The sequence below is a fragment of the Actinoplanes subtropicus genome (assembly GCF_000721705.1).
Taxonomy (GTDB): Bacteria; Actinomycetota; Actinomycetes; order Mycobacteriales; family Micromonosporaceae; genus Actinoplanes; species Actinoplanes subtropicus.
This window is the reverse complement of the sequence record NZ_JOJL01000005.1, coordinates 13,557-35,782: the sequence shown is the minus strand read 5'-3', so window position 1 is coordinate 35,782 and position 22,226 is coordinate 13,557. Positions and strand designations below refer to the sequence as shown.

At 73.6% G+C, this 22,226-nt stretch carries 24 protein-coding genes; 13 read left to right on the top strand and 11 right to left on the bottom strand.

Features of this window, described 5'->3' with window-relative positions; translation table 11 throughout:
* Position 1 precedes the first annotated feature (1 nt).
* Positions 2-505, bottom strand: a complete 504-nt coding sequence (locus IH26_RS0108790) for an extracellular solute-binding protein (protein WP_281179715.1) — start codon at positions 503-505, stop codon at positions 2-4.
* Here IH26_RS0108790 and IH26_RS0108785 point away from each other — a divergent pair.
* Both IH26_RS0108785 and IH26_RS0108780 read left to right on the top strand, forming a co-directional pair.
* Positions 494-1,120 carry a hypothetical protein gene (locus IH26_RS0108785; RefSeq protein ID WP_157437120.1) on the top strand — a complete coding sequence of 209 codons (627 nt, stop codon included), beginning with the start codon at positions 494-496 and terminating at the stop codon, positions 1,118-1,120. The genes IH26_RS0108790 and IH26_RS0108785 overlap by 12 nt on opposite strands.
* Before the next feature lies 1 nt (position 1,121).
* Positions 1,122-1,973 carry a hypothetical protein gene (locus IH26_RS0108780; protein ID WP_030435630.1) on the top strand — a complete coding sequence of 284 codons (852 nt, stop codon included), beginning with the start codon at positions 1,122-1,124 and terminating at the stop codon, positions 1,971-1,973.
* Here the strand turns inward: IH26_RS0108780 and IH26_RS0108775 are convergent.
* Positions 1,970-2,464 carry a DUF6650 family protein gene (locus IH26_RS0108775; protein WP_030435629.1) on the bottom strand — a complete coding sequence of 165 codons (495 nt, stop codon included), beginning with the start codon at positions 2,462-2,464 and terminating at the stop codon, positions 1,970-1,972. The two genes, IH26_RS0108780 and IH26_RS0108775, sit on opposite strands and share 4 nt — an antisense overlap.
* Positions 2,465-2,481: 17 nt before the next feature.
* A complete protein-coding gene (locus tag IH26_RS0108770) occupies positions 2,482-3,072 on the bottom strand; it encodes a hypothetical protein (RefSeq protein ID WP_157437119.1) in 591 nt (196 codons plus the stop codon).
* Between the two features lie 69 nt (positions 3,073-3,141).
* Here IH26_RS0108770 and IH26_RS0108765 point away from each other — a divergent pair, with 69 nt between their 5' ends.
* Complete coding sequence (locus tag IH26_RS0108765; RefSeq protein WP_157437118.1) at positions 3,142-3,588, top strand: hypothetical protein; 447 nt, start codon at positions 3,142-3,144, stop codon at positions 3,586-3,588.
* Here the strand turns inward: IH26_RS0108765 and IH26_RS0108760 are convergent.
* Positions 3,574-4,533, bottom strand: a complete 960-nt coding sequence (locus tag IH26_RS0108760; protein WP_084598744.1) for a dihydrodipicolinate synthase family protein — start codon at positions 4,531-4,533, stop codon at positions 3,574-3,576. The genes IH26_RS0108765 and IH26_RS0108760 overlap by 15 nt on opposite strands.
* Before the next feature lie 146 nt (positions 4,534-4,679).
* On the opposite strand from IH26_RS0108760, the gene IH26_RS0108755 reads away from it, so the two are divergent.
* From IH26_RS0108755 to IH26_RS0108740, 4 genes are read left to right on the top strand one after another with little or no spacing between them, the layout of a single operon-like run.
* Positions 4,680-6,719, top strand: a complete 2,040-nt coding sequence (locus tag IH26_RS0108755) for a methyl-accepting chemotaxis protein (protein WP_030435625.1) — start codon at positions 4,680-4,682, stop codon at positions 6,717-6,719.
* Positions 6,720-6,767: 48 nt separating this feature from the next.
* Entirely contained in the window at positions 6,768-7,343 is a 576-nt protein-coding gene (locus IH26_RS0108750) for an ArsR/SmtB family transcription factor (RefSeq protein WP_030435624.1), read from the top strand.
* Positions 7,340-8,635, top strand: coding sequence for an MFS transporter (locus IH26_RS0108745; RefSeq protein ID WP_051807797.1), 1,296 nt, complete (start codon positions 7,340-7,342; stop codon positions 8,633-8,635). The genes IH26_RS0108750 and IH26_RS0108745 overlap by 4 nt, the downstream gene beginning before the upstream one ends.
* Before the next feature lie 14 nt (positions 8,636-8,649).
* On the top strand, positions 8,650-9,351 hold the full coding sequence (locus IH26_RS0108740) for an alpha/beta fold hydrolase (protein WP_034214312.1): 702 nt from the start codon (positions 8,650-8,652) through the stop codon (positions 9,349-9,351).
* Here IH26_RS0108740 and IH26_RS0108735 read toward each other — a convergent pair.
* The 3 genes from IH26_RS0108735 to IH26_RS0108725 are packed head-to-tail and all read right to left on the bottom strand — an operon-like array spanning position 9,345 to position 11,922.
* Positions 9,345-10,043 (bottom strand): maleylpyruvate isomerase family mycothiol-dependent enzyme, encoded by a 699-nt coding sequence (locus IH26_RS0108735; RefSeq protein WP_051807795.1) that lies wholly within the window; start codon positions 10,041-10,043, stop codon positions 9,345-9,347. The genes IH26_RS0108740 and IH26_RS0108735 overlap by 7 nt on opposite strands.
* Before the next feature lie 2 nt (positions 10,044-10,045).
* The gene (locus IH26_RS0108730) at positions 10,046-10,720 is read right to left on the bottom strand and encodes a response regulator (protein WP_030435620.1); all 675 of its coding nucleotides are present in this window, start codon (positions 10,718-10,720) and stop codon (positions 10,046-10,048) included.
* The gene (locus IH26_RS0108725) at positions 10,717-11,922 is read right to left on the bottom strand and encodes a sensor histidine kinase (RefSeq protein WP_051807793.1); all 1,206 of its coding nucleotides are present in this window, start codon (positions 11,920-11,922) and stop codon (positions 10,717-10,719) included. Before IH26_RS0108725 ends, IH26_RS0108730 begins: the two co-directional genes overlap by 4 nt.
* A gap of 142 nt (positions 11,923-12,064) precedes the next feature.
* On the opposite strand from IH26_RS0108725, the gene IH26_RS0108720 reads away from it, so the two are divergent.
* From IH26_RS0108720 to IH26_RS0108710, 3 genes are all read left to right on the top strand, one after another.
* Positions 12,065-12,736, top strand: a complete 672-nt coding sequence (locus tag IH26_RS0108720) for an ABC transporter ATP-binding protein (RefSeq protein WP_030435618.1) — start codon at positions 12,065-12,067, stop codon at positions 12,734-12,736.
* Entirely contained in the window at positions 12,733-15,042 is a 2,310-nt protein-coding gene (locus tag IH26_RS0108715) for an ABC transporter permease (RefSeq protein WP_030435617.1), read from the top strand. Before IH26_RS0108720 ends, IH26_RS0108715 begins: the two co-directional genes overlap by 4 nt.
* Positions 15,043-15,103: 61 nt before the next feature.
* Positions 15,104-15,358, top strand: coding sequence for a hypothetical protein (locus IH26_RS0108710; RefSeq protein WP_030435616.1), 255 nt, complete (start codon positions 15,104-15,106; stop codon positions 15,356-15,358).
* A 360-nt stretch (positions 15,359-15,718) separates the two neighbouring features.
* Here the strand turns inward: IH26_RS0108710 and IH26_RS61230 are convergent, their stop codons facing one another.
* Positions 15,719-16,375: a response regulator transcription factor gene (locus IH26_RS61230; RefSeq protein WP_034214310.1), complete on the bottom strand. Its 657-nt coding sequence runs from the start codon at positions 16,373-16,375 to the stop codon at positions 15,719-15,721.
* Entirely contained in the window at positions 16,363-17,631 is a 1,269-nt protein-coding gene (locus IH26_RS61225) for a sensor histidine kinase (RefSeq protein ID WP_084598743.1), read from the bottom strand. The genes IH26_RS61230 and IH26_RS61225 overlap by 13 nt, the downstream gene beginning before the upstream one ends.
* A 185-nt stretch (positions 17,632-17,816) precedes the next feature.
* Here IH26_RS61225 and IH26_RS0108695 point away from each other — a divergent pair, with 185 nt between their 5' ends.
* On the top strand, positions 17,817-18,317 hold the full coding sequence (locus tag IH26_RS0108695; RefSeq protein WP_211268613.1) for a hypothetical protein: 501 nt from the start codon (positions 17,817-17,819) through the stop codon (positions 18,315-18,317).
* A gap of 60 nt (positions 18,318-18,377) precedes the next feature.
* Positions 18,378-19,037, top strand: coding sequence for a class I SAM-dependent methyltransferase (locus IH26_RS0108690; RefSeq protein WP_051807791.1), 660 nt, complete (start codon positions 18,378-18,380; stop codon positions 19,035-19,037).
* Between the two features lie 15 nt (positions 19,038-19,052).
* On the opposite strand, the gene IH26_RS0108685 is transcribed toward IH26_RS0108690, so the two are convergent.
* Entirely contained in the window at positions 19,053-20,639 is a 1,587-nt protein-coding gene (locus tag IH26_RS0108685; protein ID WP_030435611.1) for a DUF6194 family protein, read from the bottom strand.
* Between the two features lie 82 nt (positions 20,640-20,721).
* Between IH26_RS0108685 and IH26_RS0108680 the strand changes: the two genes are divergently transcribed.
* The gene (locus tag IH26_RS0108680; RefSeq protein WP_030435610.1) at positions 20,722-21,414 is read left to right on the top strand and encodes a MerR family transcriptional regulator; all 693 of its coding nucleotides are present in this window, start codon (positions 20,722-20,724) and stop codon (positions 21,412-21,414) included.
* On the opposite strand, the gene IH26_RS0108675 is transcribed toward IH26_RS0108680, so the two are convergent.
* Positions 21,390-22,205 (bottom strand): methyltransferase, encoded by an 816-nt coding sequence (locus IH26_RS0108675; RefSeq protein ID WP_030435609.1) that lies wholly within the window; start codon positions 22,203-22,205, stop codon positions 21,390-21,392. The genes IH26_RS0108680 and IH26_RS0108675 overlap by 25 nt on opposite strands.
* Positions 22,206-22,226: the final 21 nt, after the last annotated feature.

The window sequence follows — 22,226 nt, the reverse complement described above, 5'->3', positions numbered from 1 at the left end:
GTCAGAGCCCGGTGCCGATGGCGTCGGCCTGCTGCTGCACCTTCTTCAGCGCGGCCGCCGGATCCTCGCCGCCGATGCAGACCTTCTCCACCTCGGTGTCCAGCACCGCGGAGACCTGCTCCCAGGTCGGGTACGGCGGCGGGGCCTTCGCCGATTTCAGCTGCTCGCCGAAGACCTGAAGGAGTTTGTCGCCGGTCAATGCCGGATCGGTCCACGCCGACTGCACGGCCGGCAGGTCGGAGACGGTCTGATACCACTTCACCTGAACCTCAGGTTTGCTCAGCCAGGCCAGGAACTTCCATGCGGCGTCCCGGTTCTTCGCGTCCTTGAAGACGGCGATGTTGCCGCCGCCGATGAACGAGGTGGACGATTTGCCGGCCGGCATCGGCGCCACCGCGAGGTTCTTGCCGCCGGGAGGAAACCCGCCAAGCCCGGAAGCACTGGGTCCTTTGACGGATTCGTACCCGGCGGGGGAGTCCGTAGTATCCGCGTCATGATCGTGCAATGGGGGATCAAGGGTTTGTGGCTACCCGACGACGCTTCGGCTGAGCGGATCATCGACTCGCACGTGGGAATCGTCTGCAACTGGTGGAGCGATACCAGATCGATTTCCCAGGCGGACAAGTCGAAGAAGCTCACTCCGGCCGCCCTCGACATGCACGTCAACCACTTCAGCTCCCGCGATCCGCTGACCGGCCGGCCGTTCTCGGAGGTCACGCCGTTCATCTCGATCGCCTGCGGGACGATCTCGCGCGACATGGCGGCCAGGACGAACGAAGTACATCCGGCATTGGAGACCGCCCTTCTCTACGGCACCCGCTTCGGCAAGCAGAACGTCGGGTACCTCTACTGGTGCTGGGTGATCGTCGGCCCCCGGGCCGCAGTCGAGGTGGAGGGCGTCGCCGAGGAGGTGCGCGATCTCAACACGTACCGGGCCTACTCGGCGTTCCAGAACGAGGGCGAGGTAACCGCCAAAGTGGTGATTCCGGTGAACCACATCCAGCGGTGCGAGAAGTGGGTGTGGGACCGGGCCGCCAAGGATTTCCGGCGGAGCTGGACTCACCAGAACCCCGCGTTCACCCCGCCGGAGACGCTGAGTAACGTCCGGGAGCTGATCTGAGATGTCGGCGGCACACCTCGACGCACTCCAGCTCTCCGCCGACCGCATCGGCACGATGACGGACTTCTACGAGTCCTACGCCAACCTGGCCCGCCGGCGCGGGGAGACCGATTCCGGTCGACAGGCCGGTCTGATCGAGGCGGCCTCGGCGCTGCGTTCCGCCGGCCAATGGGCGATGATCCTCGATTCGGCGCGAGCCGTGGAGCTGTTGATCCGCTCGGCCCGGATCTGGGATCAGCTCGGCCATGGCTTCGGCACCTACCTGCTGGCCGCGCTCCGGCCGCGTGATCTGCGGCCGGGAACCCGGACGCTGCGGCGTGACCAGCTGATCCGGGTGCTGGCCGGACGCCCGTTGCCCGACGCGGAGAACAGCGCGACCACCTCGTCCCCGCTGCTGCACCCGCAGCAACAGGCCTACCTGTTGCTCGCTCTGGCCGGCGACCAGGATTCCGCGGCGATCCGGGAGTACGCACAGGGCTCGGCCCACCGCCTCGGGGTCGTTCCGATCGGCGCGCTCGGGATGCCGCTGCGGATCTACTGGGACGTAGCGCTGCACCTGATGGCCGGCGACGACACCGGGCTCGAGGTCGTCGCGCGGCACCTCGACGCGATGGCGGCCTCGTACGCGACCGCGATCAACTCGGCGATGGCGAACGAGTACCTGTGGTTCAACGCCGCCTCGCCGGTCGAGGTCGGCGACGTGGACATAGTCGCCATCGCGGCGCTGGCCGCCCGCCGGTTCGGAACGACCTCCCTGCGTGCCGCGTTGCTCGACCGGGCCGGGAGGGAGGACCCGCTGACCCGGGTGCCGCTGGAACTGGCCGTCGAGGTGGCCGAGTACGTGACCGGCTAGGCGTACGTGTCGGGAATCAGGTCGCCGATCTGGTCCTCCACGTCGATTCCGTAACGGACCGCCAGCAGACCGATGGCGAAGCCCGCGGTGTCGCGCAGACCCTTGAGCTGGAAGTACGCCCGGGGCCGGAGCACCCGGACCCGTTCCGGATCGGACGGATCGATTAGCGCCTGAGCATCGGCCTCGCCGATCTGCGCCGCGCTGAGGAAGTCCCGGCACGCGGCTCGGATCGGCCGCAGAAGCTCGGCGATCGTCTCCGGCAGCTCGCCGGTCGTCAACAGCTCGTTCAGGCGCTGCCGGATCTGTGCGACCGACCCGATCAGGTCGTCGGTCACCTCCCGATCCGGGCTCTCGTACAGGGCGCGGCGATCCTCCAGGAACGCGATCAGCCCGCGGACCGTGGCCCGCTCCTGGTCGGACGGTGTCAGCGTGCGACCGAAAACCGGGGTGTCGAATCCGTTGAGCCGAGCCACGATCGTCGAGTAGCGCACGGTCTCCTCCGGGAGGCTCAGCCGAACAGGGCGATGAGGGTCAGTACGATGCCCAGCACGCTGAGCGTTACCGCGGTCAGCGCGAGAATGGGCCGCGAGTCCGTGCCGGGCAAAGCAGCGCCGAGGATGCGGACGGGTGCGTCCCGGCCCGTACGCCGCCACCGCAGCCCCGCCGCGTCCGTGAAATCGATGGTGAGCGCCAGGTCCTGAATGGTCGTCCCGCCGCCGACCGGGACGGGCTGATCGGCAACCAGATCAAGGACCGGATGGCCGACGAGCCCGTCATGTTCCGTGCCGCCGCGCACGGTGTCCCGTGACGGGGTGGCGACCTCGGCCGAGAGCTGGAAGATCGGCGCCGAGCTGTGGTTGGCCACCTCGTACCGCACGCTGCTGAGCATCTCGGCCGGAGCGCGGAACTCCACCACCCGGCCGAAGATCAGACGAGCCTGGGCGGCGTCGGCGTCGGCCTTCTCCTCCCGGCGGATCCGGACCTCATGCAGGTACAGCAGGGCCGTGAACCAGAGCGCGATGAGGGACACGAGCAGGGCCCCGACGGTGCCGAGGCCCTGCATCCAATCGGTGACTTTCGGCGCTTCCGCAGCGAACACCTCAACAGGCTACGGGTGCCGTTCAAACGGCAGCATGTGCCGCACCCGATGGAGCCGCCGATCGAGACAATGCATACCGGGGACACGATCGCCGACTGGTACGCGGCCCGGCTGAGCGGCGGCTCGCCACCGCACGACTTCGCCCGCGACGCCCTCCCGGCCGCGCTGCAACCGGATCTCCCGGGTGGTGGATCTCGGGTGTGGCGAGGGGATCGTCACGCGTGCGACCGGGTCACCGCCGGGCGGTCGCTGAACAACGGCGCGGGCCGGGTGAGCCGCCGGGTCGTCGGGGACTACCTCGCTGAGGGCTTCTGGCGGTCGGCGAATCCTTCCGGCGTACGGCGGGCCGGCAACCACCGTCGCACGCTGTCGGCATATCTGATGGTGCTGGCCGAGCACGGTTTCGTGATCGAGCTGGTCGCCGAGCCGCCACCGGGCCGGCGCCTGGCCGAGCGGCAGCCGCGGGTGGGGCTGCCCCCGTTCCTGGCGGTCCGCGCTGAGCTAGCGGACCGGTAGTCCGGGGGTCTTGGGCTGGGCCCGCCCGGCGGCCGGGGTCGGGGCCGGTGTGGCACCCAGGCCGTCCCGCGCAGCGGGGACCTGTCCCCACCGTACGATCTCGGGAATTTGATCTAGAACTTGTTGGAGTGACTCGGGGGCCGCGGGCAGCAGCGGCAGGCGGACCTGCGGAGTCGGGATGCGGCCGTCGGCGTGCAGCACGGCCTTGATCACCGTGGGGTTGGGCTCGGCGAACAGGGCGGCGGAGAGGCCGGCCAGGCGCTGCCCGAGCGGGCGCGCGACGGGGAGGTCGCCGGTCCGCCAGGCGGTGACCAGTCGGGCGTAGGCGGCGGTCCCGACGTGCGCGGAGGCCAGGATGCCGCCGTGTGCGCCCAGCGCCAGCAGCGGGGCGAGCAGCACGTCGTCGCCGGCCAGGACGGTGAAGCCGGTGGGTGGGGCGGCGAGGAACGCGACCACGCCGGGGTCGATGACGCCGGGGGCGAACTTGATGCCGGTGATGTTCGGGGTGGCGGCCAGGCGGTGCAGGGCGGCAGCGGTGAGCGGCTGGGCGGTGCGGTACGGGACGTGGTAGACGACCAGCGGCACCGGGGACTGGGCGGCCAACGCCTGCAGGTGGGCGATCGCGCCCTCCTCGCCGGGGCGCAGGAACGGCGGGACGAGGCTGAGCGCGGCGGTCACCGCGGGCCGGTCGGCGAGCACGCGCAGCTGGTCGGGGTCGTTGGCGCCGACGATCAGCGGGGCCTGGTGCTCGCGGCAGACGGCGGCCAGCAGGTCGAGCACGTCGCGGCGCTCGTCGGCGGTCAGCGACGACGGCTCGCCGGTGGTGCCCAGCGCGACCAGGCCGGTGGCGCCGTCGGCGAGCAGGTCGTGGGCGAGGGCCTCCAGGGCCGGCCAGGCCACCGTGCCGTCGGTGTCGAACGGGGTGATGACGGGGACGTAGAGCATGCGTCTCAACCTGCCGGGGACGATGGGTTAGGTCCAGTTAGTTTTGCTCCGGCTCACCTGAGCACCGCTAAACAGAGCCGTTTTTGCCTCGGTGGGGCGGTTGGCGGGAAAGACTGTCGGTGTCCCCTAACCGTCCGGGAGCGTCGATGGTCGCCGGTGAGAGCGGGCCGCTGCTGCTGCGGCCGATGCTGGCCGTGGGTGATCGGCTGCGCACCGGCATGCGGCTCGCTTTCCTGGTCGTCGTGCTGCTCGTGCCGGGCGGGGTCGCCACGACCATGTATACGGTCGCACGCGGCGGGCAGATCGGCTTCTCGAGCGCCGAGCGGCGCGGCGCCGACGCGGTCGTGCCGATGCTCACCGCGCTCGCCGGCACGGTCGCCGGGCAGACGCCCGACCTGGGCGCGGTGCGGGCCGGCGCGGCGACGCTCGGGCTCGGCGACCTGGCCGGCCGGCTGCCGGCGCCGGGCGACGGGGGCGCGGCCGCCCGGCTCGCGCTGGCGCAGGCCCTGGCGGGGCTGATCGGGGAGGCGGGCAACGCGTCCAAACTGATCCTCGACCCGGACCTGGACTCGTTCTACATCATGGACGCGGCGATCGTGCAGCTGCCCAAGGCGCTGGTCGCGGCGATGCAGTCGGCCGTCCCCGGCCCGCAGGTGGCCGAGCGGGCGGTGACCGCCGGCAACCTGAGCGCGGCGGCCGACGCGCTCGGCGCCGACGTGCGGACCGCGGCGCAGAACACCGCGATGGACGGCCTGGCCGGCCGGCTCACCAGCGTCGCCGCGGTGCAGGACGCGGCGAAGGCCGCCGCCAAGGTCGTCACCGACGACCTGGCCAGGGCGACCGCCGCCGACCCGGCCGCGACCGGGCAGGCCGCGCGGGCCGCCGTCGCGCCGCTGATCGGGGTGCTCGGCGACCTGCTCGACACGCGGCTCGACGGCTACCGGCGGGAACGGACCGTGGTGCTGGTCATCGCGGTCGGCGGGTTCCTGCTGGCCGGCTGGTTCGCGGTGGCCACCGTCCGGCGCACCACCGCCGACGTGCGCAGCACCGTACGGGCGGTGACCGCGATCGCCGAGGGCGACCTCGCCGACAAGCCGCTGCCCGGCGGCCGCGACGAGATGGGCGACATCGGGCGGGCCCTCGCCGTCGCCCGCGACCGCCTGCAGGAGCAGGACCGGGCGATCCGCGACGCGCAGGCCGCCAAGGAGCAGCAGCTGCGCTCCAGCTTCCTGCACCAGCGGCAGGTCGAGGCGCAGTTCCGCAAGCGCACCCAGACCGTGATCGACGAGTCGACCGGGTTGATCGCCGAGGAGCTGCGGCGGGTCACCGACCAGGTCGGGCACGTACGCGACGCCGCCGACATCATCGACGCGAGCATCACCACCACGGACGCGGCCACCGCGGCGGTCGTCGAGCAGGCCCGCCAGGCCGAACGGGTGATCACCTCGCTCGAGCTGAGCCTGCGCCGGGTGGCCGACACCGCCGCGATGGTCACCGGGATCGCCGGGCAGACCAAGCTGCTCGCGCTGAACGCCACGATCGAGGCGGCCCGGGCCGGGGACCTGGGCGAGGGCTTCACGGTGGTCGCCGACGAGGTGAAGGAGCTGGCCACCAACACCGCCCGCTCCACCGAGCAGATCACCGAGACGATCGCCGACCTGGAACGCGAGACCGCCGAGATGGCCCGCACGATCACCACCATGATCGAGGGCATCGCCAGCGTCGGCGAGGCGGCCAACTCGCTGCGCGCGGTCACCGCCGACCAGGACAGCCTGGTCGACGAGCTGTCCGGGCAGATGGCCGACACGCTGAGCCGGGTCGAGCAGATGTCCGGCCTGGCCGCCGCGCTGGAGCGCCGCGAACACGAGCGCGTCTCCGCCGGCGGCACCGCGAAGCTGTCCGTGGCGGGCCGGCCGGCCGTCCCGGTCACCATGATCAATATCAGCGCGGGCGGCCTGCGCTGCACCGTCCCGCCCGGCATGACGCTGCGCGAGGGCGACACGGTCACGGCCGAGATCGCGCACGGCCGCGAGAGCGTGTCGGTGCACGCCACGGTGGTCAACAGCGCCGCGGGCGAAGCGGGCGAGGAACCGGAGGTCGGCCTGCAGTTCCTGGTCACCGACGACGCCCTCGCCGGGCGGTTGGCGTCGTTCGTGCAGGGCGCCCTGAACACTACCGCCGTTTAGTCTGCAAGAGATGTTGCGCAACAGCTCTTGCGTAACCATGATGGGGGCATGAGCCAGGAAGAAGTCCGTCAGGTCACCGAGTCGAAGGTCCTCGCCGCGCTCGCCCACCCGCTGCGGCGCCGGCTCATGGACGTGCTGAAGGTGGACGGCCCGTCCACACCGAGCATGCTGGCCGAGCGCACCGGGCAGGCCGTCGCCAACGTCAGCCACCACATGAAGGTGCTGGCCGGCTGCGATCTGGTCACCGAGGCCCCGGAACTGGCCCGCGACCGGCGGGAACGCTGGTGGCGGCTGGTCGCGCCGGGGGTGCGGTGGACGACCGCCGACTTCGACGACGACCCGGCGGCCCAGGCGGTGGCGAGCGCCGCGGCGGCCCTCAACCTCGACCGGCAGGTCGGCCTGGTGCGGGCCTGGCACGCCGTCCGCGAGTCCGAGAAGCAGACCTGGGGCGACACGCCGTTCGCCACCGACCACTGGCTGCGGCTGACCCCGCAGGAGCTGAGCGAGTTCGAGGAGCACCTGCTCGAGCTGGTCGGGCGCTGGAAGGACCGGGCCACACCGGACGACGGCCGGCGCCGCGACCCGGTGTTCTTCTTCGCCCACGCCGTGCCCGCCCAGCCGTGAACCGGGGCTTCCGGTTGCTGTGGGCGGCCGAGGCGAGCAGCAAACTGGGCAGCAGCGTCACCAACGTGGCCTTGCCGCTGATCGCGGTGACCACCCTGGACGCCACCGCGTTCCAGGCCACCCTGCTGTACGCGGCGACCTGGCTGCCCTGGCTGCTGATCGGCCTGCCGGCCGGCGCCTGGGTGGACCGGGCCCGCCGCCGGCCCGTCATGATCGCCTGCGACCTGGTGTCGGTGCTGTTGTTCCTCAGCGTTCCGGCGGCCGCCTGGCTGGGGGTGCTGAGCATCGGGCAGCTGCTCGCGGTCGCCGTCGCGGCCGGCACGGTGGCGGTGTTCTTCCAGACCGCCAGCCAGGCGTACCTGCCGTCCCTGCTGGCCGCGGGCGACCTGCCGCGCGGCAACGCGATGCTGCACGGCACCGAGTCCACCATGCAGGTCGCCGGCCCCGGCGCGGCCGGCCTGATCATCCAGCTGGCCGGCGCGACCAGCGCGGTGCTGGCCGACGCGGTCAGCTTCGCCGTCTCCGCGCTGTGCATCTGGTCGATCCCCGATCGGGAACCCCGCCCGGCCCGCACCCCGGCCCGGCTGCGCCGCGACGTCGTGGAGGGCGTCCGGTTCGTGGCTGGCGACCCCTACCTTCGGGTGCTGACCGTCTACGGCGCGGCCAGCAACGTCGGCCTGATCGGCTACCAGTCGCTGCTGGTGGTCTTCCTGGTGCGCGAGGTGGGGATCGGCGGCGGCACGGTCGGCCTGCTGATCGCCGCGATCAGCTGCGGCGGCGTGCTCGGCGCCGCGCTGGCCACCCCGCTGGCCCGCCGCGCCGGCACCGCCCGGGCGATGCTGCTGTGCGAGCTCGGCGCGACCCCGTTCGGGCTGCTCATCCCGCTGACCCGGCCCGGCGCCGGGCTGCTTTTCCTGGTCGCCGGCGGCTTGGTCATCGGCGCGGGCGTGGTGGCCGGCAACGTCGTGAAGGCCGCCTTCCGCCAGCAGTACACGCCCCCGCGGCTGCTCGGCCGGGTCCTGGTCAGCATGCAGTTCCTCAACCTCGGCGCGATCCCGCTGGGCGCGCTGATCGCGGGCGGCCTCGCCACCGCGATCGGCATCCGGGCGGCGATGTGGTGCATGACCGGCGGGCTGGCGCTGACCGGCCTGCTCCTGCTGATCGGCCCCCTGAAGAGCCGGCGCGACCTGCCCGAAATTCCCATATCGTACGGTGGGGACAGGTCCCCGGTGCGGCGGCGGCCTGGCTGCGACACCGGCTCCGACCCCGGCCGCCGGGCGGGCCCGCGTTGATAGCGTGCCCGGTCATGGAGTCACGGACCATCCGGGCCGCAACCGCGGCCCTGCACGTCGGCATGACCGGTCACGGCCCGGACGTCGTCGTCCTCACCGGCGGCCCCGGATGCGTGCAGTACCTGGAACGCGACGACCTCGCCCCGCGCGGACACCGCGCCTGGTATCCCGAACCGCGGGGCGTCGGCCGCTCGGGCGGCGGCCCGCACACCATGGAGCAGGCGATCGCCGACCTCGAAACCGTCCGGGCGGCGGCCGGCGTCGGCTCCTGGCTCGTGGTCGGCCACTCCTGGGGCTGCGACCTGGGCCTGCGCTACGCGGTCGAACACCCGGAAGCGGTGACCGCCCTGGTCGGCGTCGCCGGCCGCGGCCCCCAGCGCGACCGCACGTGGTCCGAGGCCTACGAGGCCGGCCGGCCCACCGAGCCGAAAGTCGAGATCGACTGGGTGCCGGCGGTGCACGCGGCCCTCGGCGCCTCGTTCACCGAGTGGACCCAACGGCCGGACCTGTGGCGCGGCCTGGCCACCTGCGAGGTGCCGATGCACTTCCTCGCGGCCGGCGACGACATCCGCCCGTCGTGGCCGGTCGAGCAGGTCGCCGCCCTGGTCCCGCACGGCCGGTTCTCGACGGTGCCCGGCGTTCCGCACGACTTCTGGTTCACCCACCCCGAGGTGTGGACGGAGACCATCACGTACGCCTGCACCGCTTTTCAATAGAGGAAGGGTAGTGCCGGGAGATCGTTCCCGCCCTTCGACCTGCCGAGCAGCCAGGCCAGCAACGACGCCTGCTCGGCGCGGACGACGAGTGCGCCCTCGTGCCCGCCCAGACGATATCCGGCCCCGGTGTCCGAGGCGATCAGGTACAGGGACGGAACTCCCGTACGGCCGGCGAAGGCCGCGATCACGTCGGCGAGGAACCCCGCGACGAAGTCAGCGGGCCAATCGCGCGGCTGATAGCCGGCCCGAAGGTCGACATGGTGGACGAGGACCTCGGTCAGCCGGGCGTCCGCGGCCCGGTACGCCGGCCGCTGCTTGCCTGAGGTCCACCGCAGAAGCCGCGACCACGCCTCGCCCGGCATCGCCGCGTACGCGTCGGCGAAGCGGGACGCGCTGGCGCGGACGTCGGCCGTCAGCGCGGTCGCCGGGCGGCCGCTGCCCGCCTCGATCTCCTCCGCACGGGCCCGCACGCTCGGGTACTCCGGCGTTTCGAGGCCGGTCCTCGCCCAGGTCAGCATCCGCGTGCCGCCGTCCGCGTTGCGGGCGACATGGGTCAGCACATGCCCGCGGGACCAGCCGGGCAGCAGCGAAGGTTGCCGTACGCCGGCGTCGTCGAAGTCCGCCGCCGTTTCCAGCAACTGCTCGGTCGCCGCCATGATCTTGCTGAGGAGCAGCCCGGGGTCGAAGTCCATGTCTAGTGGTCGCGGCCGGCGCTGACGAGACCGGCCTCGTAGGCGAAGACCACGGCCTGGACCCGGTCGCGCAGGCCCAGCTTGGCCAGGACCCGGGCGACGTGGGTCTTGACGGTGGCCGCCGAGAGGAAGAGCCGGTCGGCGATCTCCGCGTTGTTGCAGCCGTTCGCCACCAGCCGCAGCACCTCGCGTTCCCGGGCGGTGAGCCGCTCCAGCAGGCCGGGCGACGGCACCTCGGCCTCGTCGCGCAGCGCGTACCGCTCCACCAGGCGGCGAGTGATCTTCGGGGCGAGCAGGGCGTCGCCGGCCCGGATCGTGCGTACGGCGGCGACGAGCTGCTCCGGGGCCACGTCCTTGAGCAGGAAGCCGCTGGCGCCGGCCCGCAGCGCGGCGTAGACGTACTCGTCGAGGTCGAACATGGTCAGCACGAGCACGCAGTACGGCGCGGTCCCGTCGCCGAGCAGCTCGCGGGTGGCGGCCAGGCCGTCCAGCTCGGGCATCCGGATGTCCATGAGCACGACGTCCGGCACGGTACGCCGGACGGCGGCCACCGCCTCGACGCCGGTGGCCGCCTCGGCGACCACCTCGATCCCGGCGGCGCCGAGGATCATCCGGAACCCGGTCCGCACCAGCCGGTGGTCGTCGGCGATCACGACCCGTACCCCCTCGCCGGTCATGACGCCGCCAGCGGAAGAGTCGCCCGCACCTGGAAGCCCCCGGTGAGCCGCCGTTCGGCGGCGAACGTGCCGCCGTGCAACACGACCCGCTCGCGGAGACCGGCGAGCCCGTATCCCGCGCCGGCCGCGCCGCCCGGCCCCGGCCCGGTGTCGGTCACCTCGATGCGTACCTGGTGCGGCTGGTACTCCACCGTCACCGCGGCCTCGGCACCGGCCGCGTGTTTCACCGCGTTGGTGAGGGCCTCCTGCGCCACCCGGTAGGCGGTCAGGCCGATGCCGGCCGACACGGTGCGCGGCTCGCCGATCACCCGGTAGTCGACGCGGACGCCGGCGTCGCGGACCCGCTCGACCAGCTCGGGCACGGAGCCGAGTCCCGGCTGCGGGCGCAGCCGCGCCGCCATGTCGTCGTCGCCGAGCACGCCGAGGGCGTCGCGCAGGTCGGCGAGCGCGGTGCGGCCGGTGGCCTCCACGGCCAGCATCGCCTCCTCGGCCTCGCCGGGCGACGTGCCGAGGACCATCCGGGCCGCCCCGGCCTGGATGACCATCATCCCCACGTGGTGGGTCACCACGTCGTGCAGCTCGCGGGCGATGCGGGCGCGTTCCTCGCCGACCGCGGCCCGGGTCGCCTCGGCCTCCTCCCGTGCACGACGCTCGTTCGCCCGCGTGGCGCGGCGCCGCCGGACCCGGATGCCGGTGGCGGCCACCGCGATCGGCACGAGCGCGAGCAAGCCGACGTACGCGCCGGGCAGGTCGGGCAGCGCGGCATGCTGGAAGAGCACGACGAGCAGGCCCGCGGCCACCGGCAGGGAGGCCAGCGTCGCCCGCCGGCGGGGGCTGTACGCGGCGGCGCTGTAGATCGCGGTGCCGAGCGCGAGGCAGCCGGCGAAGACCAGGTCCGGGTTCGTGCCCAGCAGCAGCGCCGTCGTCACGGTGACCGACCAGAGCACGGTCAGCGGGTAGCGGCGGCGCAGCGCCAGCGGCAGCATGGCCGCTGCCGCCAGCAGCACGACGACCGGCCCGGCCGCGATCATGTGGGCCGGCCGCATGATCGCGACCGGCCCGCCCCCGATCATGTGGCCCCCGGCCGGCGGCCGGGAGACGCCCTGACGCGCATAGTGCAGGCCGGTCAGGGCCAGCCCGGCCGCCCATGCCGCGTCCAGCAGCGCATCGCGCCGGCTGAGCCGGTCACGCCCGTCACTCATCCGGTCATTGTGGCCCGGCCGCCCGGCCCGGCGCGTCCGCCGGCGGACTACGCCGCGAGGATGACGAGCTCACCTCGCGCCGCCGACGTGCCCGGACCGGCCGCCTGCCTACCGTCGGGCCGACGAGCGGAAGGAGCGCGAAGTGATCGAGTTGGATGGTGTGTGCCGCCGATACGGCGCCGGGCCCCCGGCCCTGGACGACGTGACGCTGCGCCTGGCGCGCGGCGAGACCCTGGCCGTGATCGGCCCGTCGGGCAGCGGTAAGTCGACCCTGCTCAACCTGCTTGCCGGGCTGGACCGGCCGGACGAGGGGACGGTCACGGTCGACGGTCTCCGGGTGGACCGCCTGTCCGAGGCGGCGTCCGCGCGCTACCGGCGGTCGCGGGTCGGCCTGGTGTTCCAGTTCTTCAACCTGCTCGACGACCTGACCGTCGCGGACAACGTGGCGCTGCCCGCGACCCTCGCCGGCACGGCCCGGGCGGCGGCGCGGCACCGGGCGGAGGACCTGCTCGAGCGGCTGGGCATCGGGCGGCTCGCCCGCTCGTACCCGGGACGGCTGTCCGGCGGCGAGCGGCAGCGGGTGGGCGTGGCGCGGGCGCTGGTGAACCGGCCCCCGCTGCTGCTGGCCGACGAGCCGACCGGCGCGCTGGACAGCGCCGCGGCCGCCGACGTGTGCGAGCTGTTCGCCGAACTGCACGCGGAGGGCCAGACCATCGTGCTGGTCACCCACGATCGGGCGCTGGCCGGTACGCTCGCCACCCGTACGGTCGGGCTGCTCGACGGCCGGACGGTCACGCCGGAGGTGGCGCGGTGAGCGGGCTCGGGCGGGTGGTGCGCGCGGGCGTGCGCCGGCGCCGCCTGACGACGGTCGCCGTCGGCCTGGCGGTGCTGATGGCGGTGACCGCGGCCGTCCTGGGCGCATCGCTGCTGGTGGCCTCGGCGGCCCCGTTCGACCGGGCGTTCGCGGGCCAGCACGGCGCCCATCTGACGGCGCAGTTCGACGCGGCGAAGCTCAGCCCGGCCCAGGCGGCCGGGACGGCACGGGTGGCCGGGGTCACCGCGGCGGCCGGCCCGTTCCCGGTGGTCCTGGCGACGCCCCCGGATGCGGCGCCGCTCACCCTGGTCGGGCGGGCCGGCCCGGGCGGCGCCGTCGACGACGTGGCGCTCACCGACGGCCGGTGGCCGGCCGGACCCGGCGAAATCGTCCTCGGCGCCGACGCGCCCTACACCCGGACGGGCGGCGTCCTGCGGTTTCCCGGGTTGCCCGGCTCGCCCGCGTTCACCGTGGTGGGCCATGCCCGGTCGGTCAGCCGTACCGCCGACTCCTGGGTCACGCCGGCCGCGCTCACCGCGCCCACGGGCTACCAGATGCTGTACCGGTTCGTGGACGCCGGCACCGACACCCGGGTCGACGCCGCCCGCGGCCGTATCGCCGCCGCGGTCCCGGCGGGCGCGCTCACCGGCGCCCGGTCCTGGCTCGTGGTCCGGCAGGACGCCGACCGCAACACCGGAATCTTCGTGCCGTTCCTGACCGCCTTCGGCCTCCTCGCGCTGGTGATGGCGGTGCTCATCATCGGCACCGTGGTGACCGGGGCGATCGGCGCGAACATCCGGCGCATCGGCGTGCTCAAAGCCCTCGGGTGTACGCCTGTCCAGGTCACCCGGGCGTACGCCGGTCAGGCCCTGATCCCCGCCACGGCCGGTGCCGGGCTCGGCGTCGTCGCCGGCAACGCCCTCGCCGTGCCGGTCCTCGCCGAGACGAACTCGGTCTACGGCACGGCCTCCTCGGGTGTGGCGCCCGGGACCGACCTGCTCGTGGTGGCGGGCGTGCTGGCCGTCGTCGCGGTCGCGGCGATCGCGAGCGCGTGGCGGGCCGGCCACCTGCGTACGGTGCAAGCCCTGGCCGTCGGGCAGCGCCCGGTCTCCCGGCACGGGCGGGCCGCCGCCTGGATCGCCGCGCGGGTGCCCGGGCCGCCGCAGGTCGGCCTCGGCCTGTCCCGGCCGTTCGCCCGGCCGGCGCGCGCGGTGGGGCTGATCGCCGCGGTCGCGTTCGGCGCCGCCACGGTGACGTTCGCCCTCGGGCTGGCCGCGACCACCGCCGACGTCGCCGCCGCGAAGAACCACGACCTGGGCGCCGTCCTGGTGCGGGGCGGCCTGCAGTTCCTTCCCCGCGGCCAGCAGCCCGGCACCCCGCCGAGCCCCAAGCCGATCACCGGCACGCCGGCACAGATCGGCGCCGCGATCGCCGCGCAGCCCGGCACCCGCTCCTACTACGCGCGCGGCGAGACGAGCGTCGCCGTCGCCGGCATGAGCGGCACCTCCGACCTCTACACCTTCGGCGGGGACGCGAGCGACGCCGGCTACCAGATGGTCACCGGCCGGTGGTTCCACGGCGCCGGCGAGGCGGTCGCGGTGAGCACGTTCCTGCGCGAGACCGGCACCCGCGTCGGCGGCACGGTCACGCTGCAAGCCCAGGGCCGGACGGTTGCGGTCCGCATCGTCGGCGAGGTCTTCGACCCGCACACCGACCCCGAGGTGCTCGTCGACGCCGCCACCTTCCCGGAGCTCACGCCCGATTCCTACTACGTGACGCCGCGGCCGGGGACGAACACCGCGGCGTACCTCGCCGGCCTGCGTGCGGCGGTCACCCCGTACGGCATGCAGGTCCTGACGCCCGAAGGCACGCGCAGCGGCACCCTGCTGGCGTTGAATTTCCTCACCGGCCTGCTCACCGTGATGCTGGTCGTCATCGCCGGGCTCGGGGTGCTCAACAACGTCGTCCTCGACACCCGCGACCGCACCCGCGACATCGGCGTGTGCAAGGCGCTCGGCATGACCCCGCGCCGGACCACGGCGATGGTCCTCACCTCGGTGCTGCCGGCCGGCCTGGCCGGTGGCCTGCTCGGGGTGCCCACGGGCGTCGCCCTGTACGCCCGCACCGCGCCCGCGATGGGCCACGCCGCCGGCCTCGACCTCCCAGGTCAGGCCGTGAACGTGCTGCACCGGCCGGAACTCGCCGCCCTGGTCGTCGCCGGTCCGCTGATAGCCCTGCTGGGCGCCGCATTACCGGCCGGTTGGGCAGCCCGGACCCGGACCGCGACCGCGCTGCGCACCGAGTAGACCGACCCGGGCCGGGGAAAGACCGCTCGAATGCATACGCTCGATCTGCGCGTCGCCGCTGATGGACGAGTACGGGTTCCGGCCCGAGCGCAACCGCTGGGTGATCGGCGGTCTCGACCACCCCATGCCCCCGTTCGGCTTCACCACGCACCCCCATCCGGCCGGCGTGGAAGTCACCGCCGCACCGGCCGGCAAGACCCTCAGCGGCATGCTGGAGACCGGCGAGATCGACACGCTGTTCACCGCGAACGTCCCACAGCCGGTGCTCGACGGCTCACCCGCCATCCGCCGGCTGTTCCCCGACCGTCACGGGTAATTATCGGATTACTGTTACCGGCAATCCGATAATGCCGGAAACGGACAAAACACCAGGACACCATAATGACTGTTATGGTGTGCGTCGGCCCGAACGGTTGGCCGCGCTACGAGCGCAGAGCGGGCTCAGCCTGAAGCAGCTGGGACAGCGCACCGGGAATACAGCCGTACTGGTACACCTTGTTACCGTTCCCGTCGGCGGGGTCCGACGACTTGTCCGGGCACCTTTGGGAGTTCTGGTTCTTCAGCGTGTAGACGCGGTGGCCGTCGAGTTCGGCCGCTTCAGAGTCGGCGGGGGCCTTCGATCCGGACAAGGCATGGCCGTCCCGAGGCTGTCCCGGGACGGTGCCGCGGAACCGCTTCAGACGGTCGGCGACGCGCTCTCCAGGAACCGCAGCACGGCCAGGACCCGCCGGTGGTCGCCCTCCGAGGCGTGCAGGTCGAGCTTGGTGAAGATGCTGTTGATGTGCTTGGCCACGGCGCTCTCGCTGACCACGAGCTGCTCCGCGATGCCGGCGTTGGACCGCCCCTCGGCCATCAGCCCGAGCACCTCCCGCTCCCGCCCGGTCAGCCGGCCCAGCGAGGTGTTCTGCCGCCGCACCAGCAGCTGCGCCACCACCTCGGGGTCCAGCGCGGTGCCGCCCGCGGCCACCCGGCGCAGCGACTCCAGGAAGACGTCCACGTCCGCGACCCGGTCCTTGAGCAGGTAGCCGACGCCGGTGGTGCTCGTGGCGAGCAGGTCGGCGGCGTAGCGCTCCTCGACGTACTGGGACAGCACCATGATCGCCACCGCGGGCCACTGCCGCCGCACCACCAGGGCGGCGCGGATCCCCTCGTCGGTGAAGGTCGGCGGCATCCGCACGTCCGCGATCACCAGGTCCGGGCGGTGCCGCTCCACCGCGGCCAGCAGCCCGGCGGCGTCGTCCACCGCGGCGGCCACCTCGAAGCCGGTCGTCTCCAGCAGCTTGGTCAGCCCGGCGCGCAGCAGCACCGAGTCCTCGGCGATCACAGTTCGCACGGAAGCTCCACCGTTATCGTGGTCGGCCCGCCGACCGGGCTGACTATCCGGAACCTGCCGTCCACCGAGGCCGCGCGCTGCGCCAGGCCGGTCAGCCCGGAGCCGCGGGCGGCGTCGGCGCCGCCGATCCCGTCGTCCGCGACGGACAACCGCAGCAGGGCGCCGTCCAGCCGCACGTCCACCCGGGCCGCGGACGCCTGGGCGTGCTTGGCCACGTTGGCCAGGGCCTCCGAGACCATGAAGTACGCCACCGCCTCGACCGTCGGCGAGACCCGCCGGGGCACGTCCACCGCCAACCGCACCGGCGTCGGGGAGCGGGCCGCGATGCCGGAGAGCGCCGCGTCCAGGCCCCGGTCGTCGAGGACCGCCGGGTGCAGGCCGCGGACGAGGTTGCGCAGCTCGCCCAGGGCCGCCTTGGCCTCCTCGTGCGCCTCGGCCAGCGCGGCCCGGGCGTCCTCGGGCAGGTCGAGGGTCGCCCGGGCCAGGCCCAGGTTCATCGCCAGGGACACCAGCCGCTGCTGGGCGCCGTCGTGCAGGTCGCGCTCGATCCGGCGGCGCTCGGCGTCGGCGGCGTCGACCACCGCGGCCCGGCTCTCGGTCAGGTCGGTCACCCGGCGGGTCAGCCGCTCCGCCCGGCTGGGGCCGAGCAGGCCGGTGGCGAACTTCAGATCCCAGCGCACCGAGGCCATGACCAGCCAAGGCATGAGGTAGACCACTACCAGGCACCCAAGCGCCCCGCACAGCGCCAGGGAGGTCGCCAGGGGCAGCATCTTCCAGTTCGGGCCGAGGACGATCGCCGCGCTCAGCCAGCCGAAGCCGATGAGCCCGCCGGCCCACATGGTGCCCGCGATCACGCCGGCCAGGTTGGCCGCCGGTCCCGCGATCAGGTGGTAGCAGGCCTGCCGCCAGGTGCGGGGATGGCGCAGCCGCGCGACCAGCCGCGGGAGGAACGGCGCGTCCGTGGACGCCGTGTGCGGGGCCCGGGGGATCTGGGCGCCCCTGATCTCGTAGTACGCGGACCGGCGCAACGTCGTGAGCTGCGGGCCCAGCAGCACCGCAGCCAGCGGCGGGAGGAAGGCGCAGGCGAGGACCCACGGCAGGTGGCTGGGGGCGAAGACCGCCCACGGCAGCCCGATCAGGCCGAGTGGCAGCAGGCTCAGCGCCGAGGAGAGGAGCACGAACCACAGGTCGCGCCACGCCCGCCCGCGCCAGGGCGTCAGCAGGAAGCGGCCGATCGGCGCCAGGACCGTGTTCATGGTCTCCACGGTATTCGCCGAAGTGACCGGCGTTCCATGGCGCTGGCGCCCGCTTCGGCCTGTACCTGGCACCACCCCCGGAACGGAAAGCCGCGCTACTGATTCGCCGGGCCGCGGCGGCCAGGCTGGTGATCGTGCCCGGCGCACCACCAGACGACGACGCCGGGCCGAGAGGGGAGACCGCCATGCTCGCCGTCACGGACCGCCTCGACCGCGACCCCGTCCTCGGCCGGATCGGGTCCGAGCCCGGGACCCGGCCGGGCCGCCGGCGTCCGGCCGCCGGCGCCGACCGCCCCGGCGGACGCCGGCCGAGCGGGCTCGGCGCCGCCTTCGTGCTGGCCGGGCTCGCGATGATCCCGTGGGTGTACTACCTCTCGGTCACCCTCCCGGCCAGCGCGCGGGTCGCGCACTGGCCGCTCGCCTGGGTCGGCCTGGACAGCTGCGAGGCGCTGGCGCTGGTCGCCACCGGCCGGTTCCTGCTGCGGCGGGACAACCGGTGCGTGCTGACCGCGGCCGGCGGCGCGGTGCTGCTGCTCGTGGACGCCTGGTTCGACGTCACGTCGGCGGCGCCCGGCCCGGACCTGGCCACGGCGATCGTCATGGCGGTCTTCGCCGAGATCCCGGTCGCGCTGGTCTGCACCGTGCTCGCCGCGCGCGTCCTGCGCACCCCGTTCCCGCGCGGCTGACCGGCCGTCGCGTACCCGTTCCGTCCGCGCCCGCCGCGCGTCACCGAGAAGAGAAGACCGATGCCGCTCATCAGCCGTCCCTCGCCCAGGACCGTCCTCGCCGCCACCACCGGAGCCGCCGCCGTCGCCGCGGGCGCATGGTGGTTCAGCGACCGCGCACCGTATCCGTACTCGCAGCGGCGCCTGTTGGATCTGGAGCTGCCCTTCCTGGGGCTGTCCGATCTGGACGCGGTGCTCCGCCCGCGGGCGGGTGAACGGATGCTGGAACTGGGTCCGGGCACCGGTCTGCAGGCGCTGCACATCGCGCCGCAGCTCGGTCCGGACGGGCGCCTGGACATCGTGGACGTGCAGCAGGAGATGCTCGACCACGTGATGCGCCGGGCGAAGGAGGAGGGGCAAGCGGGCCGGAACGCGGCGATCGTGCCGCACTGCTCGGACGCGCGGGAGCTGCCCTTCGACGACGGCGTGTTCGACGCCGTCTACCTGGTGACCGCGCTCGGGGAGATACCGGAGGCGGCCCGGGTGCTCGGCGCGGCGGCGCGGGTGCTGAAGCCGGCCGGCCGGCTGGTGGTCGGCGAGTTCTTCGACCGGCACTGGATCCCGTTCGGGCGGCTGCACCGGCTGGCCGACGGGCAGGGGCTGCACCTCGCCGAGCGCCGCGGGCCGAGCCTGGCGTACCTGGCCCGGTTCCGGCCCTGCGGGGCCTCCGGCACCCGATGAGGGAACTGCCGAAGATCACGAAAGATCGCGGTGCCGGCGATCGGCGCTGCGGGTGCGGGCCCGGGCGAGCAGCCGCTCCACCTCGTCCGCGGTGGCCGGGCCCGGGTTGACCACGCTCGCCCAGCCCTGCACGGCGTAGGCGGGATGTGGCATCAGCCGGTCGGCCCGCGCGAAGTCGAGCCCGTCGCTGCGGGCGGCGAACTCCTCGGGGCCGTAGCCGAACAGGTTGCGGAACTCGGCGCGCCCCACCTCGATGTTGAGCCGGTACCGGCCGGGCTCGGACAGCCGGGACCGCTCGTCGAAGCCCGGGACGTCGTGCCCGACGATCGTGGCGAACGGCCGCATGCGGTCCTCGCCGGCGAAGAAGAACCGGTCGCCCCAGGTGTAGGGCGGCATCTCCGAGTCCGGCGGGATCCGGGTCTCGGTCACCCCGGGGAGGCCGGCGATCCGGGCCGCGTCGGCGGCGCCGGGCTCGGAGCCGATGTGCAGGATCGCGTCGCAGGTCTCGATCGTTCCCGGGTCCAGCGGGAAGTAGCCGAGCAGGTCCGTCACGCGTTCGCGCAGGTCGGTGCCGTCGGGCGGGGGGAAGATGCCGGTCTGCGGGCCGAGCTGCCACTCGTAGGTGCCGGGCTCCGGCCGGCCGAGGCCGACCGGCCCGCTGGCGCCGAGGCTGCCGGCCACGTACAGGTATTTGTCGCCGAGCAGCGGCGCCACGATGGAGCCGGCGCCGTTCCACTGCGCCGCGAGGTCCTGGCCGTCCCAGTGGGTGTCCCACCGGCTCGGGTGCCGCTGCAGGTGTGCGTTGTTGGCGGAGACCAGGATCGGTCCGCGGTCGCGCTCCAGGGCGTGGATGTCGAGCAGGTTCTGCGCCATCAGCGCGTCCCGCGCGGCGAGCAGGCGGCCGATCCGCTGCGACGGGGTGCCCGGTTCGGCCATCGCCGCGTGGTAGGTGAGCAGGCCGATCGCCGTGCTGGCGAGCACCCGGGCGCGGTTCCAGGACGGTGTGGAGGTGTCCCTGATCAGGCGGGGTGCTTCGGCGTACAGCTGCGATCGGAGGTCTTCGGCGAGGCCGCGCAGTGCGGCAGCCTCCGGTGTCCGGCCGGGGGAACGGGTCGCGTCGAACATGATCTCCTGGGCGGTCCAGCTGCCCTCGTCGCCGACCAGGCGGTCCAGGTCGGGCGCCGGCACGCCGAGGTAGTCGCGCAGCTCGCGAAGGAGTGGGCCGGGGCTGGGCGCGCCGGTGATCTCGGTCGGCGCGTCGAAGCCGTGGAAGGTGATGCGTTCGCCGGGCGGCAGCTCGGCGTTGTGGTCGCGCAGCCAGTCGATCAGTTCGCGGGTGGCGGGGTGCGCGCCCCAGCCGTGACTGATGCCGGTGGTCAGGTCCACGTCGTCGCGCCGGCCCTGGACGTAGTCGTCGACCGCGAGGGCGGCCGCGCGGTCCGACTCGATCGCGATCGACCGGAAGCCGTGCCCGGCGAGTGTTTCGAGGATCCGGTTGCGCAGGCGGGGGAAGGCCGGCTCGCCGTGGTAGGGCTCACCGATCGCGAGCAGATGCGGCCGGTGTACGGACAGGAGCGACTGCAACTCGGTGTCGAAAGCCATGACCTCAACCGTATCGTTGAACCAGCGGTTGAAACTTCGCGTCGATTCACCTGGAGCTGGCCCTGTGAAGCCTCAAACGGTGGTGTACCGGCCGGTGGATCTGGCGCGGGCGCACGGGCTGTCCGCGCAAGCGGTCCGCAACTACGAGCAGGCCGGGGTGATCCCGCCCGCGGCCCGGACGGCGAGCGGCTACCGGGTGTACACCGACGACCATGTGGGCGCGCTGGCCGCATACGTCGCTCTGCTTCCGGGGTACGGCTACCGCGCCGCCGGCGAGATCATGAGATCCGTCCTCCGCGGCGATCTCCCGGCGGCGCTGACCGTGCTCGACGCCGCCCACGTGCAGCTCCACCGGGACCGGGAGACCGTGGACCGGGTCGCCTCGGCGGCGATCGTGCTCGCGGCCAGCACGCCGGCCACCCCGGACCCCGACGGGCCCGTCCCGATCGGAGTCGTCGCCCACCGGCTCGGTGTCACCCCGGCCACGCTGCGCAAATGGGAACGGGCCGGCATCCTGGCCCCGGCCCGGTCACGAACCGCGCGGGCCTACTCGGCCGACGACGTACGCGACGCCGAACTCGCCCATCTGCTGCGCCGCGGCGGCTACCCGCTGGAGCACATCGCGGCGGTGATCGAGCAGGTGCACGCCGCCGGCGGCCCCGGCCCGCTGGCCGCCTCCATCGATCAGTGGCGGGAGCGGATCACGGCACGCAGCCGGGCCATGCTCACCGGATCGGCTCGTCTCGCGGACTACCTGTCCTCAGGGGTGAGCTGACCGGCGTCCGGGCGGCGTCCCCAGGCCGAGATCAGCGGGGCGAGGGTCAGGTCGAGCTCGCCGGCGTTGATGGCGGCCAGGTGGGCGTCGAGCTCGGCGTCGTCGGTCAGGCCGGCCGCGAGCAGTTCGCCGCGTACGTGGCGGATGGTTGCCGCCTCCAAGTGGTTGCAGGCCGGGCCGCCGACCGGGAAAGAACCGGCCGCGGCGACATCGACCAGGCCGGCCGTGCGCAACACTTGCGGCAGCGTCCGGCCGAAGCGCAGGTCCGCGCCGCGGCGGGCGAGCAGCTCGCGGAACGCGTCGCGGAGGCGGTTGGCGCGTTGCTGCGCGGGGCCGCTGTCGTCCAGGCAGGCCAGCGGCTGCAGGGCGGTGTCGGCGTCCTCGACCAGCAGCCAGCCGCCCGGCCGCAGCGCCGCCACCATCGTGGCCAGCGCCCGGGCGCGATCGGGTAGGTGAACGAGCACGAGCCGGGCGTGCACCAGATCGAAAGTGCCCGGCTCCGGGGCCGGGTCGGCGGTGACGTCGTGCCGGCGCACCTCATATCCGCCGTCCGCCCTCAGCCACGACGGGTCGATGTCGGTGGCCAGCACGTACCCGCCCGGGCCGACGTCCGCGGCGAGCGCCTCCGGGATGCTGGGGCCGCCGGCACCCACCTCCCAGCAGCGCGAACCGGGCCCGACCCCCAGCCGGTCGAAATGCCCCCGCGTCACGCCGTCGAACAGCTCGGCCAGCCGGACGAACCGCTCGCCGGCCTCGGCGCGTGCGTTGGTCAGCAGGTACTCGCGGGTCATTGCTCCATGAGATCACGGTCG